At 65.6% G+C, this 23,878-nt stretch carries 21 protein-coding genes and 1 riboswitch; of the genes, 10 read left to right on the forward strand and 11 right to left on the reverse strand.

Translation table 11 applies throughout. The features are described from left to right. Nucleotides 1-165: 165 nt before the first annotated feature. A complete protein-coding gene (locus EXZ48_RS08110; protein ID WP_130515255.1) occupies nucleotides 166-1,662 on the reverse strand; it encodes a carnitine 3-dehydrogenase in 1,497 nt (498 codons plus the stop codon). 191 nt (nucleotides 1,663-1,853) lie between these two features. After that, a complete protein-coding gene (locus EXZ48_RS08115) occupies nucleotides 1,854-2,768 on the reverse strand; it encodes a 3-keto-5-aminohexanoate cleavage protein (protein ID WP_130515257.1) in 915 nt (304 codons plus the stop codon). 114 nt (nucleotides 2,769-2,882) lie between these two features. Here EXZ48_RS08115 and EXZ48_RS08120 point away from each other — a divergent pair, with 114 nt between their 5' ends. Further along, on the forward strand, nucleotides 2,883-3,857 hold the full coding sequence (locus tag EXZ48_RS08120) for a GlxA family transcriptional regulator (RefSeq protein WP_130515259.1): 975 nt from the start codon (nucleotides 2,883-2,885) through the stop codon (nucleotides 3,855-3,857). Here EXZ48_RS08120 and EXZ48_RS08125 read toward each other — a convergent pair. Further along, the gene (locus tag EXZ48_RS08125; protein ID WP_165909310.1) at nucleotides 3,854-5,008 is read right to left on the reverse strand and encodes a LysR family transcriptional regulator; all 1,155 of its coding nucleotides are present in this window, start codon (nucleotides 5,006-5,008) and stop codon (nucleotides 3,854-3,856) included. The genes EXZ48_RS08120 and EXZ48_RS08125 overlap by 4 nt on opposite strands. A gap of 164 nt (nucleotides 5,009-5,172) precedes the next feature. On the opposite strand from EXZ48_RS08125, the gene EXZ48_RS08130 reads away from it, so the two are divergent. From EXZ48_RS08130 to EXZ48_RS08160, 7 genes are all read left to right on the forward strand, one after another. Continuing rightward, complete coding sequence (locus EXZ48_RS08130; RefSeq protein WP_130515263.1) at nucleotides 5,173-6,711, forward strand: aromatic amino acid lyase; 1,539 nt, start codon at nucleotides 5,173-5,175, stop codon at nucleotides 6,709-6,711. A gap of 14 nt (nucleotides 6,712-6,725) precedes the next feature. Beyond that, nucleotides 6,726-8,102, forward strand: coding sequence for a dihydroorotase family protein (locus EXZ48_RS08135; protein WP_130515265.1), 1,377 nt, complete (start codon nucleotides 6,726-6,728; stop codon nucleotides 8,100-8,102). A 2-nt stretch (nucleotides 8,103-8,104) separates the two neighbouring features. Continuing rightward, nucleotides 8,105-9,373 (forward strand): Zn-dependent hydrolase, encoded by a 1,269-nt coding sequence (locus EXZ48_RS08140; RefSeq protein WP_130515268.1) that lies wholly within the window; start codon nucleotides 8,105-8,107, stop codon nucleotides 9,371-9,373. Continuing rightward, entirely contained in the window at nucleotides 9,373-10,464 is a 1,092-nt protein-coding gene (locus tag EXZ48_RS08145) for a DUF917 domain-containing protein (RefSeq protein WP_050744498.1), read from the forward strand. Before EXZ48_RS08140 ends, EXZ48_RS08145 begins: the two co-directional genes overlap by 1 nt. A 174-nt stretch (nucleotides 10,465-10,638) precedes the next feature. Then, entirely contained in the window at nucleotides 10,639-12,300 is a 1,662-nt protein-coding gene (locus tag EXZ48_RS08150) for a urocanate hydratase (RefSeq protein ID WP_130515270.1), read from the forward strand. Nucleotides 12,301-12,315: 15 nt separating this feature from the next. Further along, a complete protein-coding gene (locus tag EXZ48_RS08155) occupies nucleotides 12,316-12,882 on the forward strand; it encodes a hypothetical protein (RefSeq protein ID WP_130515272.1) in 567 nt (188 codons plus the stop codon). Nucleotides 12,883-13,024: 142 nt separating this feature from the next. Next, nucleotides 13,025-14,059, forward strand: coding sequence for a GH25 family lysozyme (locus EXZ48_RS08160; protein WP_023515548.1), 1,035 nt, complete (start codon nucleotides 13,025-13,027; stop codon nucleotides 14,057-14,059). 131 nt (nucleotides 14,060-14,190) lie between these two features. Here the strand turns inward: EXZ48_RS08160 and EXZ48_RS08165 are convergent, their stop codons facing one another. Continuing rightward, nucleotides 14,191-14,790, reverse strand: coding sequence for a YdeI family protein (locus tag EXZ48_RS08165; protein ID WP_130515274.1), 600 nt, complete (start codon nucleotides 14,788-14,790; stop codon nucleotides 14,191-14,193). A gap of 166 nt (nucleotides 14,791-14,956) precedes the next feature. On the opposite strand from EXZ48_RS08165, the gene EXZ48_RS08170 reads away from it, so the two are divergent. Continuing rightward, nucleotides 14,957-15,679 carry a L,D-transpeptidase gene (locus EXZ48_RS08170; protein ID WP_023514153.1) on the forward strand — a complete coding sequence of 241 codons (723 nt, stop codon included), beginning with the start codon at nucleotides 14,957-14,959 and terminating at the stop codon, nucleotides 15,677-15,679. Nucleotides 15,680-15,707: 28 nt separating this feature from the next. Here the strand turns inward: EXZ48_RS08170 and EXZ48_RS08175 are convergent, their stop codons facing one another. From EXZ48_RS08175 to EXZ48_RS08195, 5 genes are all read right to left on the reverse strand, one after another. Beyond that, nucleotides 15,708-16,469, reverse strand: coding sequence for an SDR family NAD(P)-dependent oxidoreductase (locus tag EXZ48_RS08175; protein ID WP_023514154.1), 762 nt, complete (start codon nucleotides 16,467-16,469; stop codon nucleotides 15,708-15,710). 5 nt (nucleotides 16,470-16,474) lie between these two features. Next, on the reverse strand, nucleotides 16,475-17,299 hold the full coding sequence (locus EXZ48_RS08180) for an ABC transporter permease (RefSeq protein WP_050744504.1): 825 nt from the start codon (nucleotides 17,297-17,299) through the stop codon (nucleotides 16,475-16,477). Then, nucleotides 17,299-18,165 carry an ABC transporter permease gene (locus EXZ48_RS08185; RefSeq protein ID WP_165909311.1) on the reverse strand — a complete coding sequence of 289 codons (867 nt, stop codon included), beginning with the start codon at nucleotides 18,163-18,165 and terminating at the stop codon, nucleotides 17,299-17,301. Before EXZ48_RS08185 ends, EXZ48_RS08180 begins: the two co-directional genes overlap by 1 nt. 192 nt (nucleotides 18,166-18,357) lie before the next feature. After that, complete coding sequence (locus EXZ48_RS08190) at nucleotides 18,358-19,521, reverse strand: spermidine/putrescine ABC transporter substrate-binding protein (protein WP_130515278.1); 1,164 nt, start codon at nucleotides 19,519-19,521, stop codon at nucleotides 18,358-18,360. Nucleotides 19,522-19,551: 30 nt separating this feature from the next. After that, on the reverse strand, nucleotides 19,552-20,631 hold the full coding sequence (locus EXZ48_RS08195) for an ABC transporter ATP-binding protein (RefSeq protein ID WP_130515280.1): 1,080 nt from the start codon (nucleotides 20,629-20,631) through the stop codon (nucleotides 19,552-19,554). Between the two features lie 195 nt (nucleotides 20,632-20,826). On the opposite strand from EXZ48_RS08195, the gene EXZ48_RS08200 reads away from it, so the two are divergent. After that, complete coding sequence (locus EXZ48_RS08200) at nucleotides 20,827-21,639, forward strand: LuxR family transcriptional regulator (protein WP_130515282.1); 813 nt, start codon at nucleotides 20,827-20,829, stop codon at nucleotides 21,637-21,639. A 334-nt stretch (nucleotides 21,640-21,973) separates the two neighbouring features. Here the strand turns inward: EXZ48_RS08200 and EXZ48_RS08205 are convergent, their stop codons facing one another. Together EXZ48_RS08205 and EXZ48_RS08210 are read right to left on the reverse strand one after the other, a co-directional pair. Continuing rightward, nucleotides 21,974-22,450, reverse strand: a complete 477-nt coding sequence (locus EXZ48_RS08205) for a 6,7-dimethyl-8-ribityllumazine synthase (protein WP_023516609.1) — start codon at nucleotides 22,448-22,450, stop codon at nucleotides 21,974-21,976. Nucleotides 22,451-22,541: 91 nt separating this feature from the next. Further along, nucleotides 22,542-22,691, reverse strand: a riboswitch (FMN riboswitch). Nucleotides 22,692-22,815: 124 nt separating this feature from the next. After that, nucleotides 22,816-23,877 (reverse strand): ABC transporter ATP-binding protein, encoded by a 1,062-nt coding sequence (locus EXZ48_RS08210; RefSeq protein WP_023516610.1) that lies wholly within the window; start codon nucleotides 23,875-23,877, stop codon nucleotides 22,816-22,818. Nucleotide 23,878: the final 1 nt, after the last annotated feature.

Below are 23,878 nucleotides of genomic sequence, written 5' to 3' on the forward strand. Positions count from 1 at the left end.
GGTGTTCCCTCGTTCTTCTTGGTTTGCCCCTCATCCGGCTGCCGCCACCTTCTCCCCGCACGCGGGGAGAAGGATATGCCGCGCCGTTCTCCTCCGTTCCCAAGCCTGCTTGTGGCAGGTCCCCTCTCCCCGCTTGCGGGGAGAGGGCTAGGGTGAGGGGCAGCTTTACTGCGCTTTCTTCTGCCCGACGTGCCGTCCAACCCCTTCCGGCGCCGGCAGCCCGGCATGCGCTTCCATGATCGGCGCGATCTTCGCCAGCACTTCGGCCGGCGCGTCGATGCTCTTGCCGGCCTTGCTATCGACATGCAGCACCATCTGCTCGGCGGTCGCGATGACGTCGCCGGTCGCGGCGCCATGGATGCGGGTGAAGTAGTGCATGCGCTTGTTGTCGAAGGAGAGCAGTTGCAGCGTCGTGTAGAGCGCCTGGCCGAGCTTGGCCTCGCCGAGATGGCGGATGTGGGTCTCCACCGTGTAGTAGCTGTGGCCGGCCTCGACATAGTCGAAATCGACGCCGACCAGCCGCAGCAGCGCGTCGGTCGTATCGCCGAAGAGCTGGAGATAGCGGTGCTCGGTCATGTGGCCGTTGTAATCGACCCAGGCGGCGTTGACCTTGGTATCGACGAGGCGCAGCGGTTCGCTCGTGGAAACCTCGACCTTGGCCTTGCCGGCCTTGGCCCAGAGATGCTTTTCGAACTCGGCGAGCAACTTGCCCGAACCCCAGCCGCGGCCGTCGTCGCCGGCCTTCAGGGCGTGCATGATGCCGACGAGGTTCTGGTCGCGGATGCGCTCCAGTTCGCGGATGCCGCGGGCGCCGGATTGTGCATCGGACTGGTCGGCGATCTTTTCGACCAGCGCGTCGTCGAGGTCGACGACGTCGGTGAGTTTCGTCCAGGGCCAGGAGAGGCAGGGGCCGAACTGGGCGAGGAAGTGGCGCATGCCCGCCTCGCCGCCGGCGATGCGATAGGTCTCGAACATGCCCATCTGCGCCCAGCGCATGCCGAACGAATAGCGGATCACGTCATCGAGCGTTTCCGTGTCGCAGATGTCGTCCTTGATCAGCCAGAGGCCCTCGCGCCAGACGGCTTCCAGCAGACGGTCGCCGACGAAAGCCTCGATCTCCTTGTTGATGATGACGCCCTTCATACCGATCGGCGCAAGCTTGGCCTTGGCGTCTTCGAGCACGGCGCGCGAGGTCTTCTCGCCGCCGACCAGCTCGGCGAGGGGCAGCAGGTAGACGGGATTGTAGGGATGCGCCACGAACAGGCGTTCGGGGTGCTTCATGTCGCGCTGGAGATCGGTCGGCATCAGGCCGGATGTGGAGGAGCCGATCAGCGCGTCGGGTTTTGCCGCCGCGTCGATCTTCGTCAGCACGCCGCGCTTCAGCTCCAGCCGCTCGGGCACGCTTTCCTGAATCCAGTCAGCGTCTTCCACGGCTTCTTCCAAGCTCTTGCAGAAGGTGATTTTGCCCTTCGGCGGCAGCGGCGCCATGGTGAGCATGCCGTAGGCGCGCTCGGCATTGGCCATGACTTCGCCGATGATGCGCTCGGCCTCCGGATGCGGATCGAAAATCTTCACATCGATGCCGGCGAGCGCGAAACGCGCGACCCAGGCGCCGCCGATGACACCGCCGCCGATGCAGGCTGCCTTGTTGATGGTGGTCATGCTGTCCGTTCCCTCATGTTCTTTTCCGTGTGCACGGTTTGCTTGCCCCTCATCCGGCTGCCGCCACCTTCTCCCCGCAAGCGGGGAGAAGGGAAATGCCGCGCCGCGTTCCTCCATCCCGACCGTTCGGTTTGGCAGGTCCCTCTCCCCGCTTGCGGGGAGAGGGCTAGGGTGAGGGGCAGCCCGGTCCGTCAGCCCCGAGGCGCCCGCTTCGTTAGTTTCAGCTTCTCGCGCACTTCCGCCGGGCCGATGACCCGTGCGCCCATGCTTTCGATGATGTTGACCGCCTTGTCGACGAGCTGCGCATTGGTGGCGAGCTGGCCCTTGCCGACATAGAGATTGTCTTCAAGGCCGACGCGGACATTGCCGCCGGCAAGCACGGCTGCAGCCGGATAGGCCATAGCGTTGCGGCCGATCGAGAAGGCGGAGAAGGTCCAGGACGGCGGCACGTTGTTGACCATCGCCATGAAGGTGTTGAGGTCGTCGGGCGCGCCCCACGGAATGCCCATGCAGAGCTGGATGAGCACCGGGTCCTCGATGACGCCTTCCTCGACGAGTTGCTTGGCGAACCAGAGGTGGCCGGTGTCGAAGGCCTCGATCTCCGGGCGCACGCCGAGATCGGTCATCATTTTGCCCATGGCGCGCAGCATGGACGGCGTGTTGGTCATCACGTAGTCGCCGAGCGAAAAGTTCATCGTGCCGCAATCGAGCGTGCAGATTTCCGGCAGGCATTCGGCGACGTGGGACACGCGCTCGGTGGCGCCGACCATGTCGGTGCCGTTGGGGTTAAGCGGCAGCGGCTGCTCGGTGTTACCGAAGATCATGTCGCCGCCCATGCCGGCGGTGAGGTTTAGGACGACGTCGACTTCCGCGTCGCGGATGCGCTCGGTTACTTCGCGGTAGAGGTCGTTGCGGCGGCTCGGCGCGCCGGTTTCCGGATCGCGCACATGGCAGTGCACGACGGCGGCGCCGGCCTTGGCGGCCTCGATCGCCGATTCGGCGATTTGTTTCGGCGAGCGCGGCACATGGGGGGATTTGCCGGCGGTGTCGCCGGAGCCGGTGACGGCGCAGGTGATGAAGACGTCGCGGTTCATCGTAAGGGGCATTGTCGTTCTCCCAGTATTCTCGTTGGGGCCATTACGAGCCAAAAGCAGGCGCAACGCTTTCACTTTTCGGATCCATCCTTGACAATTTGAGAGATCAACGGACAAGCTTCCGCCATGCTCGATTCCTCCGCCGACACACTCGACATCGATATCCTCGTTCTGCCCGAGACAAACCTCATCCTCGTCGCCTCGGTCATCGAGCCGCTGCGCGCCGCCAACCGCATTTCCGGCCAGGCGCTCTACCGCTGGCGGATTTTTTCGCCTGACGGGGCGCCGGTCGAGACGCGCAGCCGCATTCCCGTGCCGGTCGACGGCCTGTTCCGGCCGGAGAAGGAGACGCATCCGCTCTTCGTGCTGTCCTCCTATCAATGGCAGATGAGTGCGACGCCTCTGTTGCGGCGCCAGCTTTCGCAGACGGCGCGCCATCGCAGCATGATGGCCGGCATCGAATCGGGGAGCTGGCTGCTTGCCGAGGCGAGCCTCCTCGACGGTCATTCCGCCACCGCCCACTGGGAGGACATGGAGGATTTCGCCTCGGCCTATCCGCAGATCGGCGTGGTGCGCGAGCGCTACGTCATCGACGGAAAGCGCATCACGACCGGCGGCTCACTGCCGACACTCGACCTGATGCTGGAGATCATCCGCCGCCGGCAGGGCTATTCGCTGGCGCTGGAAGTGTCCCGGCAGTTCATCTACGAGCACGAGCGCACCGGCGGCCTGCTGCAGGTGCCGGCGCTCGGCAACATGCGCGTCGCCGACCAGCGCGTCAGCCAGGCGGTGCGGCTGATGGAGGAGACGGTGGAGGCGCCGCTGACGCTGGCACGGCTGGCAAAACGCGTCGGCATCAGCGCCCGCCATCTGCAGGATCTTTTTCAGGAAACCATGGGCGTCGCGCCGCACCAGCACTATCTGGCGCTGCGCCTCAATGCCGCCCGGCGCAAGGTCATCGAAACGAAAACCGAGTTCGCCGACATCGCGGCGCTCACCGGCTTCAACTCTTCCTCCGCCTTCTCGCGCAGCTACCGCGCGCACTACCATGAAAGCCCGACGGAGACGCGGCGGCGGCTCAGGGCCGGGGCGAAAGGTTAGGGTTTCGTCAGAAGTCCCAGCATCGTCTCCGCGGCCTTGCGGGAGAGGGCGTCGCGCGGCCAGACGAGGCTCAGCGATTGCTGGTAGGCGGCATCGAGCGGCAGCAGCACCGGCGGCGGGTTGATGTTGGCGACCGAATGTTCCGGCAGCACGGAGAGATGGCCGTGGTCGAGCACGAGGTTGATGATGACGGGGATCGAATCCACCTCGACCAGCGTCAGGCGGGCGCGTTCGGCCGGGGAGAGCGTCGCTTCGAGGAAGCGGTCCGTCATCTGGCGCAGGCCGCTGCGCGGGCTCGGCACGGCGATGGGGTAGCGGCCGAGCAGCGTGGAAAAATCCACGGAACCATCAAGTCCGCGCGGGCCGGCGAGCGCCAGTTGCGAGCGGCCGATCAGGCTGCCCTCGAATTCGGCGGGGTAGCGGTCGGTGTCGAGCAGGATCAGGTCGAACCGGCGATTTTTCAGGCCCGAGACCAGTTCGTCCGCCGTCGTCGAGGAGAGGAAGAGCGGCTGGCGCGGCCGCGCCCCGCGCCATTCCACGGTGAGGCGGGCGAGCATGGCGGCGATCTCGCTTTCGTGGCCGAAGGGAATGACCGCGCCGAGCCGCCAGGTGGCGGCGCTGCGGCGGAACCGTTCGGCCGAGGCGGTGAAAAGCAGTTCCCAGGCTGCGCCGATGCGTTCAGCGAGCGCCAGCGCCTCAAGGCCGGCGGGCGTGCAGCTTATGCCCGTCGCCGAACGGTCGAGCAGCTTGCAGCCGATCGCGGCTTCGAGATGGCTGAGCTGCCGGGTGAGCTGCGGCTGGCCGAGGCCGAGGCTTTTGGCGGCGGCGTTGATGCTGCCGGCCCGGGCTGTGGCCGTGAAGCGGGCGAGGGCGGAAAGCGAGATGGCCGGCGTGGTCTGCACGCCGCCGAGGGCGGCGAGCGCTACGGCGGCGGCGGCAATCTCGGCAAAACGCGGCAGGCGGGCTTCGGCGTCGAGCGTCGGCACCAGCGCCTGCCCGTCGCGCCGCACCAGCGGCACGGAAAGCACGGCCTCGACACGGCGCAGCGCCGCGCTGGCGCTGGAGGCGGGACGCCCCATCGCGGCGGCTGCCCTGCGGATGCCGCGTTCTTCGAGAATGCTGTGCACAAGGCAAAGGGTGGATAGATCCACGGGCGGGTCCTTCAGTCTGTTCCGTCTGTTCGACCTATAGCATGAACCGTACGGATTTTGGGATATGGGTTCGGCCCGCGTTCCGCATAACATCCGTATTCAGTTTTTCCGCATTCCGGACAGGCCCTTTTCCTGGAATCGCTTTCGAAACAGGCTTTTTGAAAATGCTCGCTTCCGCCGACATGCTCTATCTCACCGGCCAACCGCTCGACTTCGCGACGCTCGAGGCGATCGGCACCGGCGCGCGACGGCCGGTCGCCTGCGAGATCGGCATGGGCCGCGTCGGCACCGCCCGCCGCATCGTCACCGACCGCCTCGCCACCGGCCTGCCGATCTACGGCGCCAATACCGGCGTCGGCTCGATGAAGGACAAGCTGTGGACGGCCGACGATCTCGTCGAGTTCAACAATAACCTGGTAAAAGCCCATCATTTCGGCACGGGCGAACCCTTCTCGCTGCCGATCGTGCGCAAGGCGATGGGCATCCGCGTCAACACGGCGCTCGGCGGCTATTCCGGTTGCAGCCCGGAGCTGATCGACGCCTTCCTTTCGCTGCTTGAACGGGATGTCGTGCCCGTCGTGCGCCGGCATGGCTCGATGGGCTGCGCCGATATCGGCCTGATGGGCCAGATCGCGGCGGTGCTGACGGGCGAGGGCGAGGCTTGGTATGGCGGCGTGCGCCTGCCGGCCGCCGAAGCCTTGAAGCGCGCCGGCCTGACGCCCTATCGCATGCAGCCGCGCGATGCGCTGGCCGCCCTCAGCGTCAACGCTATTTCGCATGCCGCCGCCGCCAATGTGGTGCGCGAGGCGGCCAAGGCGATCCGCAACCTCATGGTGACGGGCCTGCTGTCGTCGCTGGCGCTCGGTGCCTCGGCTGATCCGTGGCGGGTCGCCGCACGGTTGTCCGCCCACGGCGAGGCGCTGGCCGGCACCTGGTTCGAGGCGCAGGCCTCCTCCGGCCATTGGCCGAAACCCTCGGCGATCCACGATCCGCTCAGCTTGCGCATGACCGCGCAGGTGTTCGGCGCCTGCCTCGATACGCTGATGAACGCTGCCGAGCGCATCGTCGAGGCGACGGCGCAGTCCGACGACAATCCTGTCGTGCTCGACAATGTCGTGATGGCCTCCGGCGGCTCGCTGCCGCTGTCGACGACGCTCTATGTCGAGGCGGCGCAGACGGGGTTCGCCCATCTCGCCCGCAACGTCCTGAACCGCTGCGTGCTGCTGGCCAACGGCGTTCGGCGCAACCTGCCGGTCAATCTCGTGGCGCCCGGGGAGACCGCGACCGGCTTCGGGCCGCTCCTGAAACTCGCCGTCGAACTCTACATGCGCATTCAGTCGCTGGCGGTGCCGATCTCGGCGCAGTCCATCGTCGTTGCCGGCGGGCTGGAGGAGGAGGCGACCTTCCTGCCGCTGATCGTCGAGCGCATGGAAAGCCAGGTGCGGGATCTGCGCCAGCTCGCTGCGCTCGAAGCCATGCTGTCCGCCCAGGCGATCGACCTTGCCGGCGACAATGTCGAGGGCGTCGTCGCCATCGCCTATCAGCGCACGCGGGCGATCAGCCCATTCTACCGCAAGGACCGGCCGCTTTCGGCCGAAATCGAGGCGCTCGACCGCGATCTCGCCAGCCCCGAGGCGCTCGCCGCCTTTGTCGAGGCGGCGCCCATGGCGCAGTTCGACGGCTTCTTCGCCCTCAAACCCTGACGGAGATTTTTGATATGGCCGATTTCGATCTCGTTCTCAAAGGCACCGTCGTTCTCGCCGACCGTATCCTCGAGGGCGGCCATGTCGCGGTGCGTGACGGCAAGGTGGCGCATGTCGGCCAGGGCGCAATGCCGGCGGCGAAGGAGCGGCACGATCTCTCCGGCGCGCTGATCCTGCCCGGGGCGATCGACGCGCAGGTGCATTCGCTCTCGCAGAAGAACCAGGAGGATTTTGTCTGGTCGACGCGCTCGGCGGCGGCCGGCGGCGTCACCACCATCGTCGACATGCCCTATGACGAGGGCAATCTCGTCTGCTCGGCGGAGGCCGTGAAGATCAAGATCGACCATGCCTCACCGCAGGCGCGTGTCGATTTCGCGCTTTACGGCACGGTCGATCCGGAAGAGGGGCCGGCGCGCATCGCCGAAATGGTCGAGGCAGGTGTCGCCGCCTTCAAGTTCTCCACCTTCGGCACCGACCCAAAACGTTTTCCGCGCATTCCCGCCGCGCTTCTCGAAGATTGTTTCCGCGCCATCGCCCCGACGGGCCTGACGGCCGGCGTGCACAACGAGGACGACGAGGCGGTGCGTGCGGCGATCGCCAAGGTGAAGGCCATGGGCATCACCGATTACCGCGCCCACGGCCTGTCGCGCCCGCCGCTGACGGAACTGCTCGCCTCCAACCAGATTTACGAGACCGGCGCCGAGACTGGCTGCCCGGCCCATGTGGTGCATTGCTCGCTCGGCCGCGGCTACGAGATTGCCGCCGCCTACCGGGCCCAAGGGCACCGCGCGACCATCGAATGCTGCATCCACTACCTGACGCTCGACGAGGAGAACGACGTCGCGCGGCTCGGCGGCAAGGCGAAGATCAACCCGCCGATCCGCCCGCGCGCCGAGGTGGAAAAGCTCTGGCGGCATGTCGCGGAGGGCAATGTCACACTGGTCTCCACCGACCATGTGAGCTGGTCGGAGGACCGCAAGACCAATCCGGATATGCTGGCGAATGCGTCGGGCGTGCCGGGGCTGGAGGTCATGGTGCCGCTCTTCGTCAAGGGCGCGCTGGAGCGCGGCATTCCGCTGACGCGCGCGGCCGAACTGATGACTCTGAACCCGGCCCGGCATTTCCGGCTGGACCATGTGAAGGGCGCGCTGGAGGCCGGCAAGGATGCCGACATCACCGTGCTGACGCCGGAACCCTACAGCTATGACGCGGCGGCAAGCGGCCACAACGTCGTCGGCTGGTCGCCCTATAACGGCATCCGCCTGCCGTGGCGCGTCTCCGCAACCTATCTGCGCGGCAAACTCGCCTTCGACGGCAAGGCCGTGCTTGCCGAGCCCGGCGCCGGCGCCTTCGTGCGGCCGCTGCCGACGCTCGTTTCCGCGAGGGCCTGACCATGGCCCGCGCCACCAATCTGCCGGTCGATCCCGCCCGTATTGCGGATGTGATCGACGGGCTCGCCCGGCTTACCGAGCCCGGCCGGCCCTATACGCGGCGTGCCTTTACCGCTCTGTTCCCGGCGGGGCGGGATTTTCTTGACGAAACGTTTCGGGCGGCCGGGCTCGAAACGCGTATCGATGCCGCGGGCAACCTGATCGCCCGGCGGCCGGGCAGAAAACCCGGCCTCGGTACGATCATGCTCGGCTCGCATTCGGACACGGTGCCGGACGGCGGGCGCTATGACGGCATTGCCGGCGTGGCGGTGGCGCTGGAAGTGGCGCGGGCGCTCGCCGATCAGGGCATCGACCTGGACCATGATCTTGAGGTCGTCGATTTCCTCGCCGAGGAGGTCTCGATCTTCGGCGTCTCCTGCATCGGCAGCCGCGGCATGGCCGGCGTGCTGCCGCAGGACTGGTTCTCGCGCGAGAGCGGCGGGCTGACGCTGGAACAGGGCATTCGCGATGCCGGCGGCGATCCGGCGCGCCTGCAGGCGGAGGCGCGCAAGGATATCGCGGCCTTCCTCGAACTGCATATCGAGCAGGGGCCGGTGCTGGAGACCGAAAAGCTCGATATCGGCGTGGTGACGGCAATCGCCGGCATCACGCGCATCGAGATCGTCGTCGAGGGCCGGGCGGATCACGCCGGCACCACGCCGATGGGCAGTCGCGCCGATGCGCTGGCCGCGGCCGCGCGGCTGGTCACGGATATCGAGGCGTTGGCGAAATCGCTTTCCGCGGGGCCGGGCCATTTCACGGCGACGGTCGGCGAATTCTCCATCGAGCCGAACGCCGCCAATGTGGTGCCCTCCCGCGCGCGCCTCCTGATCGACGCGCGGGCGGAGCACCGCACGGCGATGGATCTTTTTGCCGCCTCCGTCGACCAATTGGCCGAGCAGGTCGCGCGGGAGACGGGCGTGACGATCGCTGCGCCCCGCCGCATCTCCGACAACATGCCGACGCCGGGCGACCCGCTGCTGCTCGATGTTCTCGACGCGGCCTGCGAGGCGGCGGGGGCAAGCCATCGGCGCATGGCCTCAGGCGCGGGGCATGATACGGCCTTCATGGCGAAGATTACGCGCGCGGCGATGATCTTTGTGCCGTGCCTTGGCGGGCGCAGCCATGCGCCGGAAGAGTTCGCTGAGACGGACGATATCGCACTCGGCGCCGCGGTGCTTTTTAACGCAGTGATTCATCTGGATAAGACATTGAGTCAGGAGGACGTCTGATGGGCCGGATTCTAAAGGAAAAAGACGTCGAGGCCGCGGTCAAGGGCGGCTCGGTCTATGCCGCCGGCGGCGGCGGCTGGGCGGACCATGGCCGCATGCTCGGCTATGCCGCGGTCTCGATCGGCAAGCCGGAGCTGGTCTCCATCGACGAATTGTCAGACGACGACTGGGTGGCGACGGCGGCCGCCATCGGCGCGCCGGCTTCCACCACGCCCTGGGAAATGCGCGGCGTCGACTATGTGAAGGCGGTGGAGCTTTTGCAGGAGGCGCTCGGCGAAAAGGTTTCCGCGCTGATGGTCGGGCAGAACGGCAAGTCCTCGACGCTGAACGGCTGGCTGCCCTCCGCGATCCTCGGCACAAAGGTGCTGGATGCCGTCGGTGATATGCGCGCGCACCCGACCGGTGACATGGGCTCGATCGGCATGGCGGGCTCGCCCGAACAGATGATCCAGACGGCTGTCGGCGGCAACCGCGACGAGAACCGCTATATCGAGCTCGTCGTGCGCGGCGCGACGGCAAAGGTCTCGCCGATCCTGCGCACCGCCTCCGACATGTCCGGCGGCTTCATCGCCTCCTGCCGCAATCCGCTGCGCGCTTCCTACGTGCGCAAAAATGCGGCACTCGGCGGTATCTCGCTGGCGCTGGAACTCGGCGAGGCGATCATCGCGGCGGAAGGCAAGGGCGGTTCGGCGATCATCGATGCCATCGTCAGGACGACGGGCGGTTCGATCCTTTCCGAAGGGGTGATCACGGACAAATCGGTGGTCTATACCAAGGAAGCCTTCGACATCGGCACGGTGACGATCGGCAAGGGCGACAGCGCGTCGGTGCTGCATGTGATGAACGAGTACATGGCGGTGGAATCGGCCGGAGGCAAACGCCTCGCCACCTTCCCCGATGTCATCACCACGCTTTCGCCGGAGGGCGAACCGCTCAGCGTCGGGCAGCTCGATGTCGGCATGAGGGTTTTCGTGTTGCACGTGCCCAAGACGATCATCCCGCTCGCCTCCAGCGTGCTCGATCCGACGGTCTATCCGTCGGTGGAGAAGGCGATGGGGATCGATCTTGTGAGCTATGCGCTGGGTGGCTGACTCGAATTGCCCCTCACCCTAACCCTCTCCCCGCAGGCGGGGAGAGGGGACGTGCCATACGAGGTGTCGGGTTCAGGGGAAAACGGTGCAGCATATCCCTTTGCCCCGCTTGCGGGGAGAAGGTGCCGGCAGGCGGATGAGGGGCAGTGCCCCATGAACGAGTAGGAGACACCCATGCCCAAACCCAATCCGCGCCATCCGAACTACCCGATCCCCGGCGGCGACGTGTTGCGCGCCAAGGGCTGGCGGCAGGAGGGGCTGCTCAGGCTCCTCGAAAACGTGCTGTCGGTTGGTGAGGATCCGGACAATCTCATCGTCTATGCCGCGCTCGGCAAGGCGGCGCGCAACTGGGCGGCGCATCGGGCGATCGTCAAGGCGCTGACGGAGATGGATGAGGACCAGACGCTGGTCATCCAGTCCGGCAAGCCGGTCGGGCTCTTGAAGACCCATGCGAAGGCGCCGCTTGTCATCATGGCGAACTGCAACATCGTCGGGCAATGGGCGAAGGCTGAGGTGTTCTATGAGCTTCAGCGCAAGGGGCTGATCTGCTGGGGTGGCCTGACGGCCGGGGCCTGGCAATATATCGGCAGCCAGGGCGTCATCCAGGGCACCTATGAAATCTTCATGCGCATCGCGGAAAAGCGTTTTGACGGCAGCCTCGCCGGCCGCTTCATCCTCACCGCCGGGCTCGGCGGCATGGGTGGCGCGCAGCCGCTCGCGGGCCGCATGGCGGGCGCGGCCATCCTCTGCGTCGATATCGACCCGGCGCGCGCGGCGGCGCGCAAGGCCGTCGGTTATCTCGAACATGTCGCGCCGGATCTCGATACGGCGCTTGCGATGATTGATGAGGCGGTCCGCGAGAAGCGGGCGACCTCCATCGGCCTCGTCGGCAATGCGGCGGAGATTTATCCTGACATCGCGCGGCGCGGCATCGTGCCCGACATCGTCACCGACCAGACCTCGGCGCACGATCTCGTCTACGGCTATGTGCCGAAGGGCATGAACCTCGACCAGGTCAAGGGCCTGCGCGACGACGGGCAGGGGCAGTTGATGGCGGCAAGCCGCGCCTCGATCGTCGAGCATGTCTCGGCCATGCTGGAGTTCCAGAAAAGCGGCTCTGAAGTGTTCGACAACGGCAACCTCATCCGCACGCAGGCGCGGGAGGGGGGCGTCGCCAATGCCTTCGACATTCCGATTTTCACCGAAGCCTATCTCAGGCCGCTTTTTGCGCGGGCCATCGGGCCGTTCCGCTGGATGGCGCTGTCCGGCGAGGAGAGCGACATCGCGCGGATCGACGATCTCGTTTTGAAAATGTTCCCGGACAACCAGATCGTCACCAACTGGATCCGGCTGGCGCGGGAAAACGTGCCGTTCGAGGGCCTGCCGGCGCGCATCGCCTGGCTTGGCCATGGCGAGCGCACGGAACTGGCGCTGGCGGTAAACCGGTTGGTCGCCGAAGGGGAGTTGAAGGGGCCGATCGCCTTTTCGCGCGACCATCTCGATGCCGGGGCCATGGCGCATCCGAACATCATGACCGAGCGCATGAAGGACGGCTCGGACGCCATCGCCGACTGGCCGCTGCTCGATGCCATGCTGCTCTCGTCGTCGATGGCCGATCTCGTCGTCATCCACTCCGGCGGCGGCGGGTATGCGGGCTACATGACGAGCTGCGGCGTGACGCTGGTCGCCGATGGCACGGCTGACGGCGCGGAGCGGCTGGAGCACGCCTTGACGAACGACACATCGCTGGGTGTCATCCGCTATGCCGATGCCGGCTATGACGAGTCGCTTGACGAGATCGAAAAGAAGGGCATCGGCTATGTGACGGTGGGGTAATGTCGGCGAGGGGCGATGCTGTTCAAGGCGGGTGTGCTGGAGAAGATCGGCAGGGGTGAGGTGACGCTCGCCTTTCGCCGCTGGTCGAAACCGACGGTTAGGGCCGGCGGTTCGCTGCGCACTGCCGCGGGTGTGCTTACCATCGAGAGCGTCGAGGCCGTCGATATCGACACCGTCTCGGACGCGGATGTGCAGGCGGCGGGCTATGCCTTGCGTGCCGAACTGCTCCGGGACCTTCGGCCGGAGGGTGTGCTCTACCGGATCGCATTCCGTGTCGCGGGTGCGGACCCGCGAAAGGGCCTGCGTGAAAATGAGACGCTCGATGCGGCCGACTTCGCGACGCTGAACGCCCGGCTCGATGCGCTCGACTGTGCCGCGCCGTGGACGCGCACCGTGCTTGCCATGATCGCGGAAGAGGACGGGCGCACCGCCGCCACCATGGCGGAACGGCTCGGCATGGAGAAGCTGGCGCTCAAGCGAAAGATCCGGCAGCTCAAGGAACTCGGGCTGACGGAAAGCCTTGCCGTCGGGTACCGGCTTTCGCCGCGTGGACACGCTTTTGTGAACGCAAACCGGCGTTAAGCGTAAGGCGGGCGGGCTAATTGCCTGAAATGTCACGGTCGCCGTAAACCTTGCATTTAACATTTCGCGGTAATCTTCCGTTAGTAATTCCGTCCGTGTGTCGAAAGGGCGGGGCTTCGGTTTGTTTAGCGTGCGAGTGCCTATGCGTCTTTCGGTCCTTACAACGGTCCTCCTTGCCTGTGCCGCCATGACGGGTTGTGCGTCGAGCTCCAACCCCGTGTCGGCGCTCGCCATCAAGCCATCCGCGGAGACGACAGCCTCTGTTTCGAAGGCGAGCGGGCCGGTGCCCGAAGTCGCTGTCGGCGAAAGCAAGGTGACGGCTGACGGGGCGGATATGCTCGCCTGGGCCGGTCCGGTACCGGGAACCCGCGTCTTCGAAAGCGTGACGAACCAGTCGGCCATTCCCGCCGAGCGGCCGGCGGAGGCCGTGACGGCGGAAGAGCCGTCGGAAGGCGTTTCGAAAAAACGCTCGCGCGTCTACGGCCAGCAGTTCCGCGATGCCCATCCGATCAATTTCGGCAAGCGTGCGCCAAGAAATTACCAGGTGCACGGCGTCGACGTGTCGCGCTGGCAGGGCGATATCGACTGGGTGAAGCTGCGCACGCAGGGCGCCAACTTCGCCTTCATCAAGGCGACGGACGGCGGCGATCACCTCGACCCGATGTTCCAGAAGAACTGGCGCAAGGCCAAGGAAGCCGGCATCAAGCGCGGCGCCTATCACTTCTTCTACTGGTGCCGCGTCGCAAGCTCGCAGGCCGAATGGTTCATCCGCAACGTGCCGAAGGATCCGGACGCGCTGCCGCCGGTCATCGACGCCGAATACAACGGCGAATCGAGCTGCAAGAAGCGTCTCACGCGGGCGCAATATGTCGAGAAGATCCGGGTCTTCTCGGAAATGCTGGAGCGCCATTACGGCAAGCGGCCGATCATTTACACGGCGCCGGATTTCTATGAGGACAACCTCTCCGGCGAGCTGACGAACCATCCGTTCTGGCTGCGTTCGGTCGCCGCCCACCCGTCGAAGCGCTATCCGAACCGCCGTTGGGTGTTCTGGCAGTATTCCGGTTCGGGCCTGTCGCATGGCGTCACCGGCAAGATCGACCTCAACGTCTTCTACGGCAGCGTGAACGATTGGCACAACTGGCTTTCCGGCCAGCGGTCGGCAAGCCGCGACTGATCCTTCTCGATGGCGAGGGGGGCGGCGATCCAGAGCGTTTCCTGTGAACCTGTGTCCGCCGGAAATGCCCTATCTCTCTGTTTTTCTGCACTGTCCGATGCCGAAGCGATCTCGCTTCGGCTGGAAATGCTCTATCTCTGCTTCTGCGGATAGATCGTCTCGCCGCGCGCCAGCATCTCCACGAAGGTCTCGATCTTCCGCTTGCGGCCGGCCTCGGTCTTCATGGTGTGGACGCGGAAGGCGAGCGCGAAGCGGTTCTGCTCCGTCAGTCTGCCGAGCATCGCCTTTGCCGCCGGTTCGGCGTCGATCGCCGCCTGCAGGTCCGGCGGGATCTTCATGTCCTTGCCGCTGCCATAGGCCTTGTCCCAGCGGCCATCCGCCTTTGCGGCCTCGACCTGTTTCAGACCGTGTTCCGTCATGCGCCCGTCCTCGATCAGCCGGCTGACGGTCTCGACATTCTTCTTGCTCCACACGCTCTTCCTGCCGCGCGGGCAGTAGCGCTGGAAGAAGCTCTTCTCGTCATGGCTTTTGCGGATGCCGTCGATCCAGCCCCAGCAGAGCACCACCTCGATCGCCTGTTCGGGGTTGATGGAGGCAAGACCGGAGGCGCGCTTGTGGATCCTGATCCAGATTTCCGGCGCTGTGGCGTGGTTTTCCGCCAGCCAGCGGTAGAAATCCTCCTGTCCGGGAAACTCGCGGACATGGGCGGGATTGATTTCCACAGGCGCCATCGTGTTTCCCCCGTTTTCCGGCGAGCGTGTCCTTCATGCACTGGCCGTGCAGCCGGGCAGGGACTAATGCCGAAGAAGTGATCCTGATGTTTCTTGCCAGCCCACCTGCGGTTTGGCTAGCCATCTGATAAACCTCCCCCTTCTTCCCAAGGAGATCGTAAAGAGAATGCCTACGGTGTGCACATTGTCGCGCAGAGCCTTTTTCCTGGGCGCCGCCGCGACGCTTGCGGGATGCGCAACCACGGAAACGTCGGTCAAGAACGCCCCGATTCCGCAGAAGGTCAGCTATCCGATCGTGCCGGCGACCAACGACGAACTGGCGGCCCGCTATGCCGCCGTCGAGGATGGCGGCCATCTCATTCCCGCCATTCCCTATACGGAAATCGATCCGAAGTACTACCGCCAGCGCGTGAAGGACCCGACCGGCGAGGCGCCGGGCACCGTGGTCGTCGATACGCCCGGCCGCTTCCTCTATGTGGTGGAGCAGGGCGGCACGGCGATGCGTTACGGCGTCGGCATCGGCCGCGAGGGCTTCGCGTGGCAGGGCGAGGGCATCATCCACTGGCGCCAGCCCTGGCCGCGCTGGAAGGTGCCGGCGGACATGATCGCCCGCACGCCGAGCCTTGCCAAATATTCCGTCGAGAACGGCGGCATGGAGCCGGGCATCAAGAACCCGCTCGGCGCACGCGCGCTCTATATCTTCCAGAACGGCAAGGACACGCTCTACCGCCTGCACGGCTCGCCGGACTGGAAGTCGATCGGCAAGGCGACGTCGTCGGGCTGCGTCAGGCTGATCAACCAGGATGTGCTCGACCTCTACAAGCGCGTGCCCTATCACGCGCGCATCGTCGTGTATCAGGGTCCGATGAGCGCAGCCGTCGGGGTATAAGGGGCTCCGCCGTTTTCGCTGGAATGCCCTAGGTCACGGTCTCGCCGCCGTCGACCACGAGAATCTGGCCGGTCATGTAGCTTGACCGGTCGGAGACGAGGAAGAGGATCGGTTCGGCGATCTCCTCCACATCGGCCCACCGGCCCATCGGCACTTTCTCCTTGATATAGCCTTCGATCGCTTCGCGCCCGCCCATCTGCGAGATGAAGGGGGCGTTGAAGGGCGTATCCACCCAGCCGGGGCAGAGCGCGTTGACGCGGATGCCGTGGCGGGCATAGTCGCCGGCCATCTGCTTGGTCATGGCGATGACGGCGTGTTTCGTCGTCGTATAGGCGATCATCTCGCGATCGTAGAGCACGCCCGAAGAGGACGCGGTGTTGAGGATGACGCCCTTTCCCTGCGCCTTCATGGCGGGCATGACGAGCCGGGCGGCCATCAGGTGGGCGCGCACATTGAGGTTCCAGGAGAGATCGAGGCCGTCGAGCGGCACGCTTTCGAGGTCGCCGGCGACCTGCGCGCCGGCATGGTTGTGCAGGATGTCGATGCGGCCATGGCGCGACAGCACCGCGGCGACGGCCATCTTCAGTTCCACGTCGTCGGTGACATCGACGATGACGGCTTCAGCCTTGCCGCCGTCGGCGCGGATGAAGTCCACCGTCTCGGCGGCGCGGGTCTCGTTGAGATCGGCGACGCAGACGGTGGCGCCCTCACGCGCCATGATGCGCGCGCCGGCCCGGCCGATGCCGGAGCCCGCTCCGGTGACGATGGCGACACGGTTCTTCAGGATCATCGGTCTCACTCCCCGGCAGGCGATTTTCTGGTTTTTTCCCGCATCAGAAGGCGGGCGATGAGGATCAGCATGAGCGAGGCGACGAGCACCATCGTCGCGATGGCGTTCACTTCGGGCGTCACGCCGCGGCGGATCGAGGCGAAGACGTAGATCGGCAGCGTCGTCTTCGAGCCCGCGACGAAGAAAGCCACGATGAAGTCGTCGAAAGAGAAGGTGAAGGCGAGCAGGAACCCGGCGAGCACCGAGGGCAGGATCTGCGGCAGCACGATATCGCGGAAGGTGGTCAGCGGTGTCGCATAGAGATCGGCCGAGGCCTCGACGATGTCCCGGCCGAGCGTCGCGATGCGGGCCTTCACGATCATGGTGACGAGCGCCATGGTGAAGAGGCCGTGCGCGGCGATGATCGAGCCGTAGCCAAGGCCGAGTTGCGGCGGCGTTTCGCCGGGCCAGATGGCGGCGATCGCCGGATTGATCGCGCCGAAGACGGCGACGAGGGCGACGAGGGTCGCGATGCCGATGACGACGCCCGGCACGACAATGGCGGCGGCGAGCAGGCCGTCGAAGACCGCGCGCGTCCGCGCGCCGAGCCGCTCGAGGCCGAGGGCGGCCATGGTGCCGAAGACGGCGGCGAGCGTGGCGCTGACGAGGGCGATGATCAGGCTGTTCTGCAGCGCCGTGATGAGGAACGGATTGGCGAGCGCCTTGCCGTACCATGCGACGGAGAAACCGGTGAACTCGCTCGCATTGCGGCCGGCATTGAAGGAGAACAGCACGACGAGCGCGATCGGCGCATAGAGGAAGAGATAGACGCAGGTGATCAGCGCGCGCATCAGACGAGATCCACCTGTCTTGTGCCTGATATCCGCCAGGCGATGCGCATGGCGACCATCAGCACCACGACGACGACGGCGACGAGGGTGACGGCAATAGCCGAGCCGAAGGGCCAGTTGCGCGATTGCAGGAAGAGATCGACCAGCGCATTGCCGATGAAGAAGACCTTGCCGCCGCCGAGGAGCTGCGGGATGAGATATTCGCCGAGCAAGAGGATGGTGACGAGCGCGACGCCCGTCATGACGCCCGGCAGCGACAGCGGCAGGGTCACGGAGAAGAAGGTCGAGACGGGTTTCGCGCCGAGGTCGGCGGAGGCTTCGAGCAGGCGCCGGTCGAGTTTTTCCAGGCTGACATAGATCGGCATGATCATCAGCGGCAGGTAGCCATAGACGATGCCGAGCAGGACGGCGCCCGAGGTGTTGAGCAGGCGCACGTCTTCGATGCCGATCATGTCGAGCAGATTGGGAATGCCGCGCGAGCCGAGGATGTACATCCAGGCATATGTGCGCACGAGAAGGCTCGTCCAGAACGGCACCACGACCAGCGAGACGAGCAGCAGCCGGTGGCGCGGGCTCGCCTTGACGGCGAGGTAGTAGGCCGTCGGATAGGCGACGATGAGGCAGAGGAAGGCGCCGACGGGCGCCAGCAGGAGAGTGTTCCAGTAAGCGGCGGAACGGGCCGGCAGGTTGGCATACTGCGCGAAGGTGAACGCCGCCTGGTAGCCGCCCGCCGGTCCCCGCTCGCCGACGGAGAAGACCATCATGGCGATGAAGGGCAGCACGAGGAAGACGAACAGCCAGGCGGAAGCCGGCGCCAGCAGCGCCGCCGTCACTAGCCGTCTTTTCGTCGTCATCGTCAGAGGCATGCGATTGATCCTGTTGCGTATCGGTGGATTGCCCCTCATCCGGCTGCCGCCACCTTCTCCCCGCAAGCGGGGCGAAGGGGGTATGCGGCGCCGTGTCGTTCCGTTCGAGAGGAAACAGCACGCAGCCACACATTTCCTTCTCCCCGCTTGCGGGGAGAAGGTGGCCGGCAGGCCGGATGAGGGGCGAGACGGCTATGCCGACTTGAACCGTGCCATCAGCTCCGCCCGAGCCGGGTCCGTCAGCGTCACGGCGGCGCCGAACTCGAGCGGGGTCAGGGCGGCCTCGTCGGGATAGACGATCTTGTTGCCGGTGATTTCGGCCGGCAGCAGCGAAAGCACGCGGCTGTCCGTCGTCGGCGCACCGTTGGCGATGTGCTCCTTCACCGCGTTTTGCGGGTCCATCAGGAAGTTGAGCAGGGCATAGCCGGCCGGCTTGTTGGTGGCGCTCTTCGGCACCGCGTAGAAATCCGACCAGATCTCGCCGCCGTCGGAGCCGAGGACGAACCGGATTTCCGGAATGTCGCGGTTGAGCTGGGCACCGTCATTCGTCCAGCACATGGTCATCCAGGCATCGGAGGCGCGCATGGAGGGCTGATAGTCGCTGTTGATGGCGTAGAGGTGCGGCTTGACCTTGATCAGCAGCTCCTCCGCCTTGGCGAGTTCCTCGGGCTTGATCGAATTGAACGAGAAGCCGAGCGAGACGAGGGCGTTGCCGATCGTGGTGAGCTGGTAGTCGTGCACCATGGCGCGGCCGTCCGCCTCGGTCATGGCGACCTCGAAGAACTCCTTCCAGCTCGTCACCTTCGATTTCACCTTGTCGGAATTGACGGCGATGCCCGTCGTGCCCCAGTTCTTCGGCAGCGCATAGACCTTGCCGCCGACCGTGCCTTCGTTGGTGAAGCGGGTGTTCTGGGTCTTGGCGTCGAAATTCGGCACCTTGGCAAGGTCGAGCGGGTCGATCAGGCCGAGGCCGGCATAGGTGGAGATCGTGTAGTTGGTGGGCACGAAAAGATCCCAGCCGGTGCCGCCGGCCTGGAGTTTTGCCAGCATCTCCTCGTTGGAGCCGAAGACATTCACCTCGACGGCGACGCCCGTTGCGGCGGTGAAGGCCTCGAAGGTCGCCGGGTCATGGTAGTTCGGCCAGGTGGCCAGCGACATGGTGGAGCCGAGGTCCTCCTGCGCATGGGCCTCGGAGGTGAAGAGCCCGGGCTGGCGGGCCAATACGGCGGCGGCAAGGCCAAGGCCGGTGACGGCAAGGAAGTGGCGGCGCGACACGGATCCACGCTTCAGCCGCATGAACTCGTCCGTTAAATCCCGAGCACTGATCGGGGCATTCTCTCTGAACCATTTCGACATGATACTGTTCCCCTGTTGGGCCTGTTTCCCTCAGGCCGGAAAGATATGCGTCTGGCCGGGGTCGAAGCTTATGGCGACCCGTTCGCCCGGCGCGACGAGGTCGTTTTGTGATTGGCTGTGGCGTTCGGCGGTGACGAGCAGGTCGCCGAGCCCGTCGACGGCGACGGAGTACTCGGCTGCCGAACCAAGGAAGATGCGGTGCGTGACCGTGCCTTCCAGCGTGGTCGTGCCGGCCGCTCCGCGCGACAGGCGGATCGCCTCCGGGCGGAGCGCGACCGTGACCGCGCCCGGCACGAGGTCGGCGCGCGGGGCCGGCAGGGCCGAGCCGTTGCCGAGGCGCACGGTGCCGCCGGCCTCCAGCGTACCGGAAAAGCGGTTCGTCTTGCCGACGAAGTCGGCGACGAAAAGATCGGCAGGCCGGTCGTAGACCTCCTGGGGCGTCGCGAGCTGACGGATGCGGCCGGCGCTCATCACACAGACGAGGTCGCTCATTGACAGCGCTTCCTCCTGGTCGTGCGTGACGAGCACGAAGGTGATGCCGAGATCGCGCTGCAACGTCTGCAACTCGATCTGCATGGCGGTGCGCAGCTTCTTGTCGAGTGCGGCGAGCGGCTCGTCGAGAAGGAGGACGGAGGGCTTGTTGACGAGCGCGCGGGCGAGCGCCACGCGCTGCTGCTGGCCGCCGGACATTTCATGGATGCGGCGCCTGGCAAAGCCGGTGAGACGTACCATCTCCAGCGCCTCGCCGACGCGGCGGGCGATCTCTGCCGCCGGTAGCCTCGGGCGCAGCTGTTTCAGCCCGTAGGCGACGTTCTTCTCCACGTCGAAATGCGGGAAGAGGGCGTATTGCTGGAAAACCATGTTGACCGGGCGGCGATAGGCCGGAACGCCGTTGGCGATACTGCCGGCGATCAGCACCTCGCCCTCGCTCGGCTGTTCGAAGCCGCCGATCATCCTGAGGCACGTGGTCTTGCCGCAGCCGGACGGGCCGAGAAGCGCGACGAAGGCGCCCTTCGGCACGGAGAGATTAATGTCGGAGACCGCGGTCACCGCGCCATAGCGCTTGGTCACCGAACGGAACTCGATGTCGTTCGTTGGGGCGGATGTCACGTCTGTTCCCTGCGGTTGTTGGTCTCTTGGCGATCTCTGTCGCCTTGGCCACCGTCGGGAGGAATGCTAGTCAGCGGCCGGTGGGTGGTATATACCCCGAGAGAGGTATTTTATCCGCAAATCGGCTGTGGAAGGAGTATATCCAGCGGCGGCCCATTTCGGTTGCCGCGGGAGGATCGGGGGAGCGGCGGCGTCATGCGGGTGGATTTCACTGCACTTTTTCACACGCTTGCGGACTGGACCGGTGCGCCGGAAAACGCCGACCGGCAGACCAGCGACCGGCAGACCGGCGAGACCCTGCTTGCGATGATGCGGGCCCTGGTGCGTTTCGACGACATCGTCATCTTCGCCTATCACGAGAAGGCGCGGCCGATCGATCTCTTCAGTACCTTCGATGCGGATGACCACCACGTCTTCGTGACGCTCTACCAGGCCGGACCCTACCTGCTCGATCCGTTCTACCGCACGACGCGGGCCGGCCGCGCCGGCATCTTCCGCATGCGGGAGCTGGCGCCGGACCGGTTCTTCTCGAGCGAGTATTTCCGCACCTATTATTCGCAGACGCGGCTTGCCGAAGAGCTCGGCTTCTTCGTTCCGGTGGAAGGTGGCGTGACCGTTGTGGTCTCGCTGATGCGGCGGGAGAAGACCGGTGTCTTTCCGGTGCAGGAATTTGCGCTGCTCAGCGATACCGAACCCTTCGTCGCCGCTCTCGTGCGGCGCGCCTGGAGTGGCCTTGGCGAGCGCTTTGCGGAAACGGGGCAGGGACGAGGCCGCCGGAGCGAACCCGTGAGCGCGGCCGACCGGGTGTGGCGCAAGCTGAACCTGACGGATCGCGAGGCCTCGATCATCGAACTCGTCCTGCAGGGGCACTCGTCGGAATCGATCGGCCTGAAGCTCGATATCTCCACCGGCACGGTGAAAGTCCATCGCCGCAACGTCTACCGCAAACTCGGCATCTCCTCGCAGATCCAGCTGCTGTCGATCTATCTGAAGAACCTTCAGGGGTAGACGGGGCGGCAGGCATGTCGACTGGAAAGAGCAGAGGCGGTTCTCCTCCCTCCGTCATCCTCGGGCTTGACCTGGGGATCCATGCCGCGGGTGGGGCGTGGATTGCAGTTCGAACCCGACCATGACGAAGAGGTTAGGGAGAAGGGCGCAGGCGTGCGAAGGAAAACATAGTGACTGGCCTGACCGTGGCGCTTCCAGGGGGGCGACGGGCATGCAGGGCGTGATGGGGGTAGTCCACGCAAAAGGCCCGGCATCGCTGCCGGGCCCCGTCTAGTCTTTTCAACGGTTTGCGGGCCCGTCCTGACAGATCGATTCCGCGCCTTCAAACTTTGATTCAGGCGACCGTCGCCAGCGCCACCTGCGCCCGGGCATCGATGATCTGCCGGGCCGCGTTGGCGGCTTCCTTGCCCTTTATGACGAAATGGTCGCGGAAGAAGGCGATGTGGGCGTCCGATTCCTGGAAATTGTGCGGCGTCAGCACGGCCGAGAGCACCGGCACGTTGGTGTCGAGCCCGACGCGCACGATCGCGTCCACCACGGTGCCGGCGACGAAATCGTGGCGGTAGATGCCGCCATCGACGACGAGGGCGACGCCGAGAATGGCGGAGTAACGGCCCGTGCGGGCGAGAAGCTGGGCATGCAGCGGGATTTCGAGGGCGCCGGGCACGTCGATGATATCGACCTCTTCGGCGCGGCCGCCGAGTGCGGTCCATTCGGCGACGAAGGAATCGACCGCCTGATCGACGATGCCGGCGTGCCAGCGGGCACGGATGACGGCGATGCGGGCGGAGGGGGTGGCATTCACATTCATGTCTAGGCCTTTCAAGGGTTGAGCCATTTTGCAACGGTCCCCTTGGGCGAACACGCAGGACGCGGCCCACCAGTGACGGCGGGTTTCTCCTGCTTGCTCTCTTCCATCCGGACTGTGACCGTCGGCTCCGGCATCGCACCGGATCTGCTGACCCTTCCGTTTTGCGGAAGGCGCTTGCGGGCTCCGGGTTTTGACGCCCGATACCGCCGGTGGGGAGTTTCGCCCCGCCCTGAGAACGGGTGAAGACTAACCGGCGAGCGCCCGCAGATCAAATCCGCGGGCGACGCAAAAGACGCAAATCACGACAGATTTTTCCAAAGCGTGGCCGAAGCTTGGAAAAGTGCTTCACGGCCGCGCCGGACTGCTCAGTCGCGGATGACCAGGAGATCGCCGGCCGTGAAGCGCAGCGTGACCGTGTCGCCGACGGTCGGCGGCACGAGGCCCGGGCTGTTGAACATGTCGAAGGAGATGACGCTGCCGCCGACCTTCATGCGGGTGCGAATGACCGAGCCGAGGAAGTTCGAGGAGACGACCTCGCCCGTCAGCGCCGTGTCGCCCTTGGCATCGGGCGCGATGGAGCCGGCTTCCGGGCGCAGTGCCAGCGAGACGGTGTCGCCGGCCTTCGCATTGCCGAGCGGCTCGCGCAGCGTCACGCCCTGATCGCCGATCGAGACGCGGTTGGCGGTGGGGTCGACGACTTTCGCCTCGATGAGGTTCAGCGTGCCGACAAAACTGGCGACGAAGCGGGTGGCCGGCCGGTTGTAGATATCGGCCGGTTTGCCGATCTGGTCCGCCTTGCCGGCATTCATCACGACGATGCGGTCGGAGATCGACAGGGCTTCTTCCTGGTCATGGGTGACGAAGACCGTGGTGATGCCGAGCTGCTGCTGGATCTGCCGGATTTCCTCGCGCAGCGACACGCGGATCTTGGCGTCGAGGGCGGAGAGCGGCTCGTCGAGCAGGAGAACCTGGGGCTTGGGCGCCAGCGCGCGAGCGAGCGCCACACGCTGCTGCTGGCCGCCGGACATCTGGTAGGGGTAGCGGTCGGCGAGATGGTCGAGCTTGATCAGCCCGAGCATTTCCTTGACGCGGGCGTCGATCTCCGCCTTGGGCCGGCCGGCGACCTTGAGGCCGAAGGCGACGTTTTCCGCGACGTTCATGTTCGGGAAGAGGGCGTAGGCCTGGAACACCATGCCGATGTTGCGCTGGTTGGGACGCAGGTTCACCTGGCTCTTGCCATCGATGGTGATCGCCCCGCCCGACGGCGTCTCGAAGCCGGCGATCATGCGCAGCACGGTGGTCTTGCCGCAGCCCGACGGGCCGAGGAACGAGACGAACTCGCCCTTTTCGATCGACATGTTGAAATCCTTGACGACCTGAACGGGGCCGAAGGACTTCTGGAGGCTGGTAAGAGTGAGAAAGCTCATG

Source organism: Shinella sp. JR1-6, assembly GCF_004284735.1.
Taxonomy (GTDB): Bacteria; Pseudomonadota; Alphaproteobacteria; order Rhizobiales; family Rhizobiaceae; genus Shinella.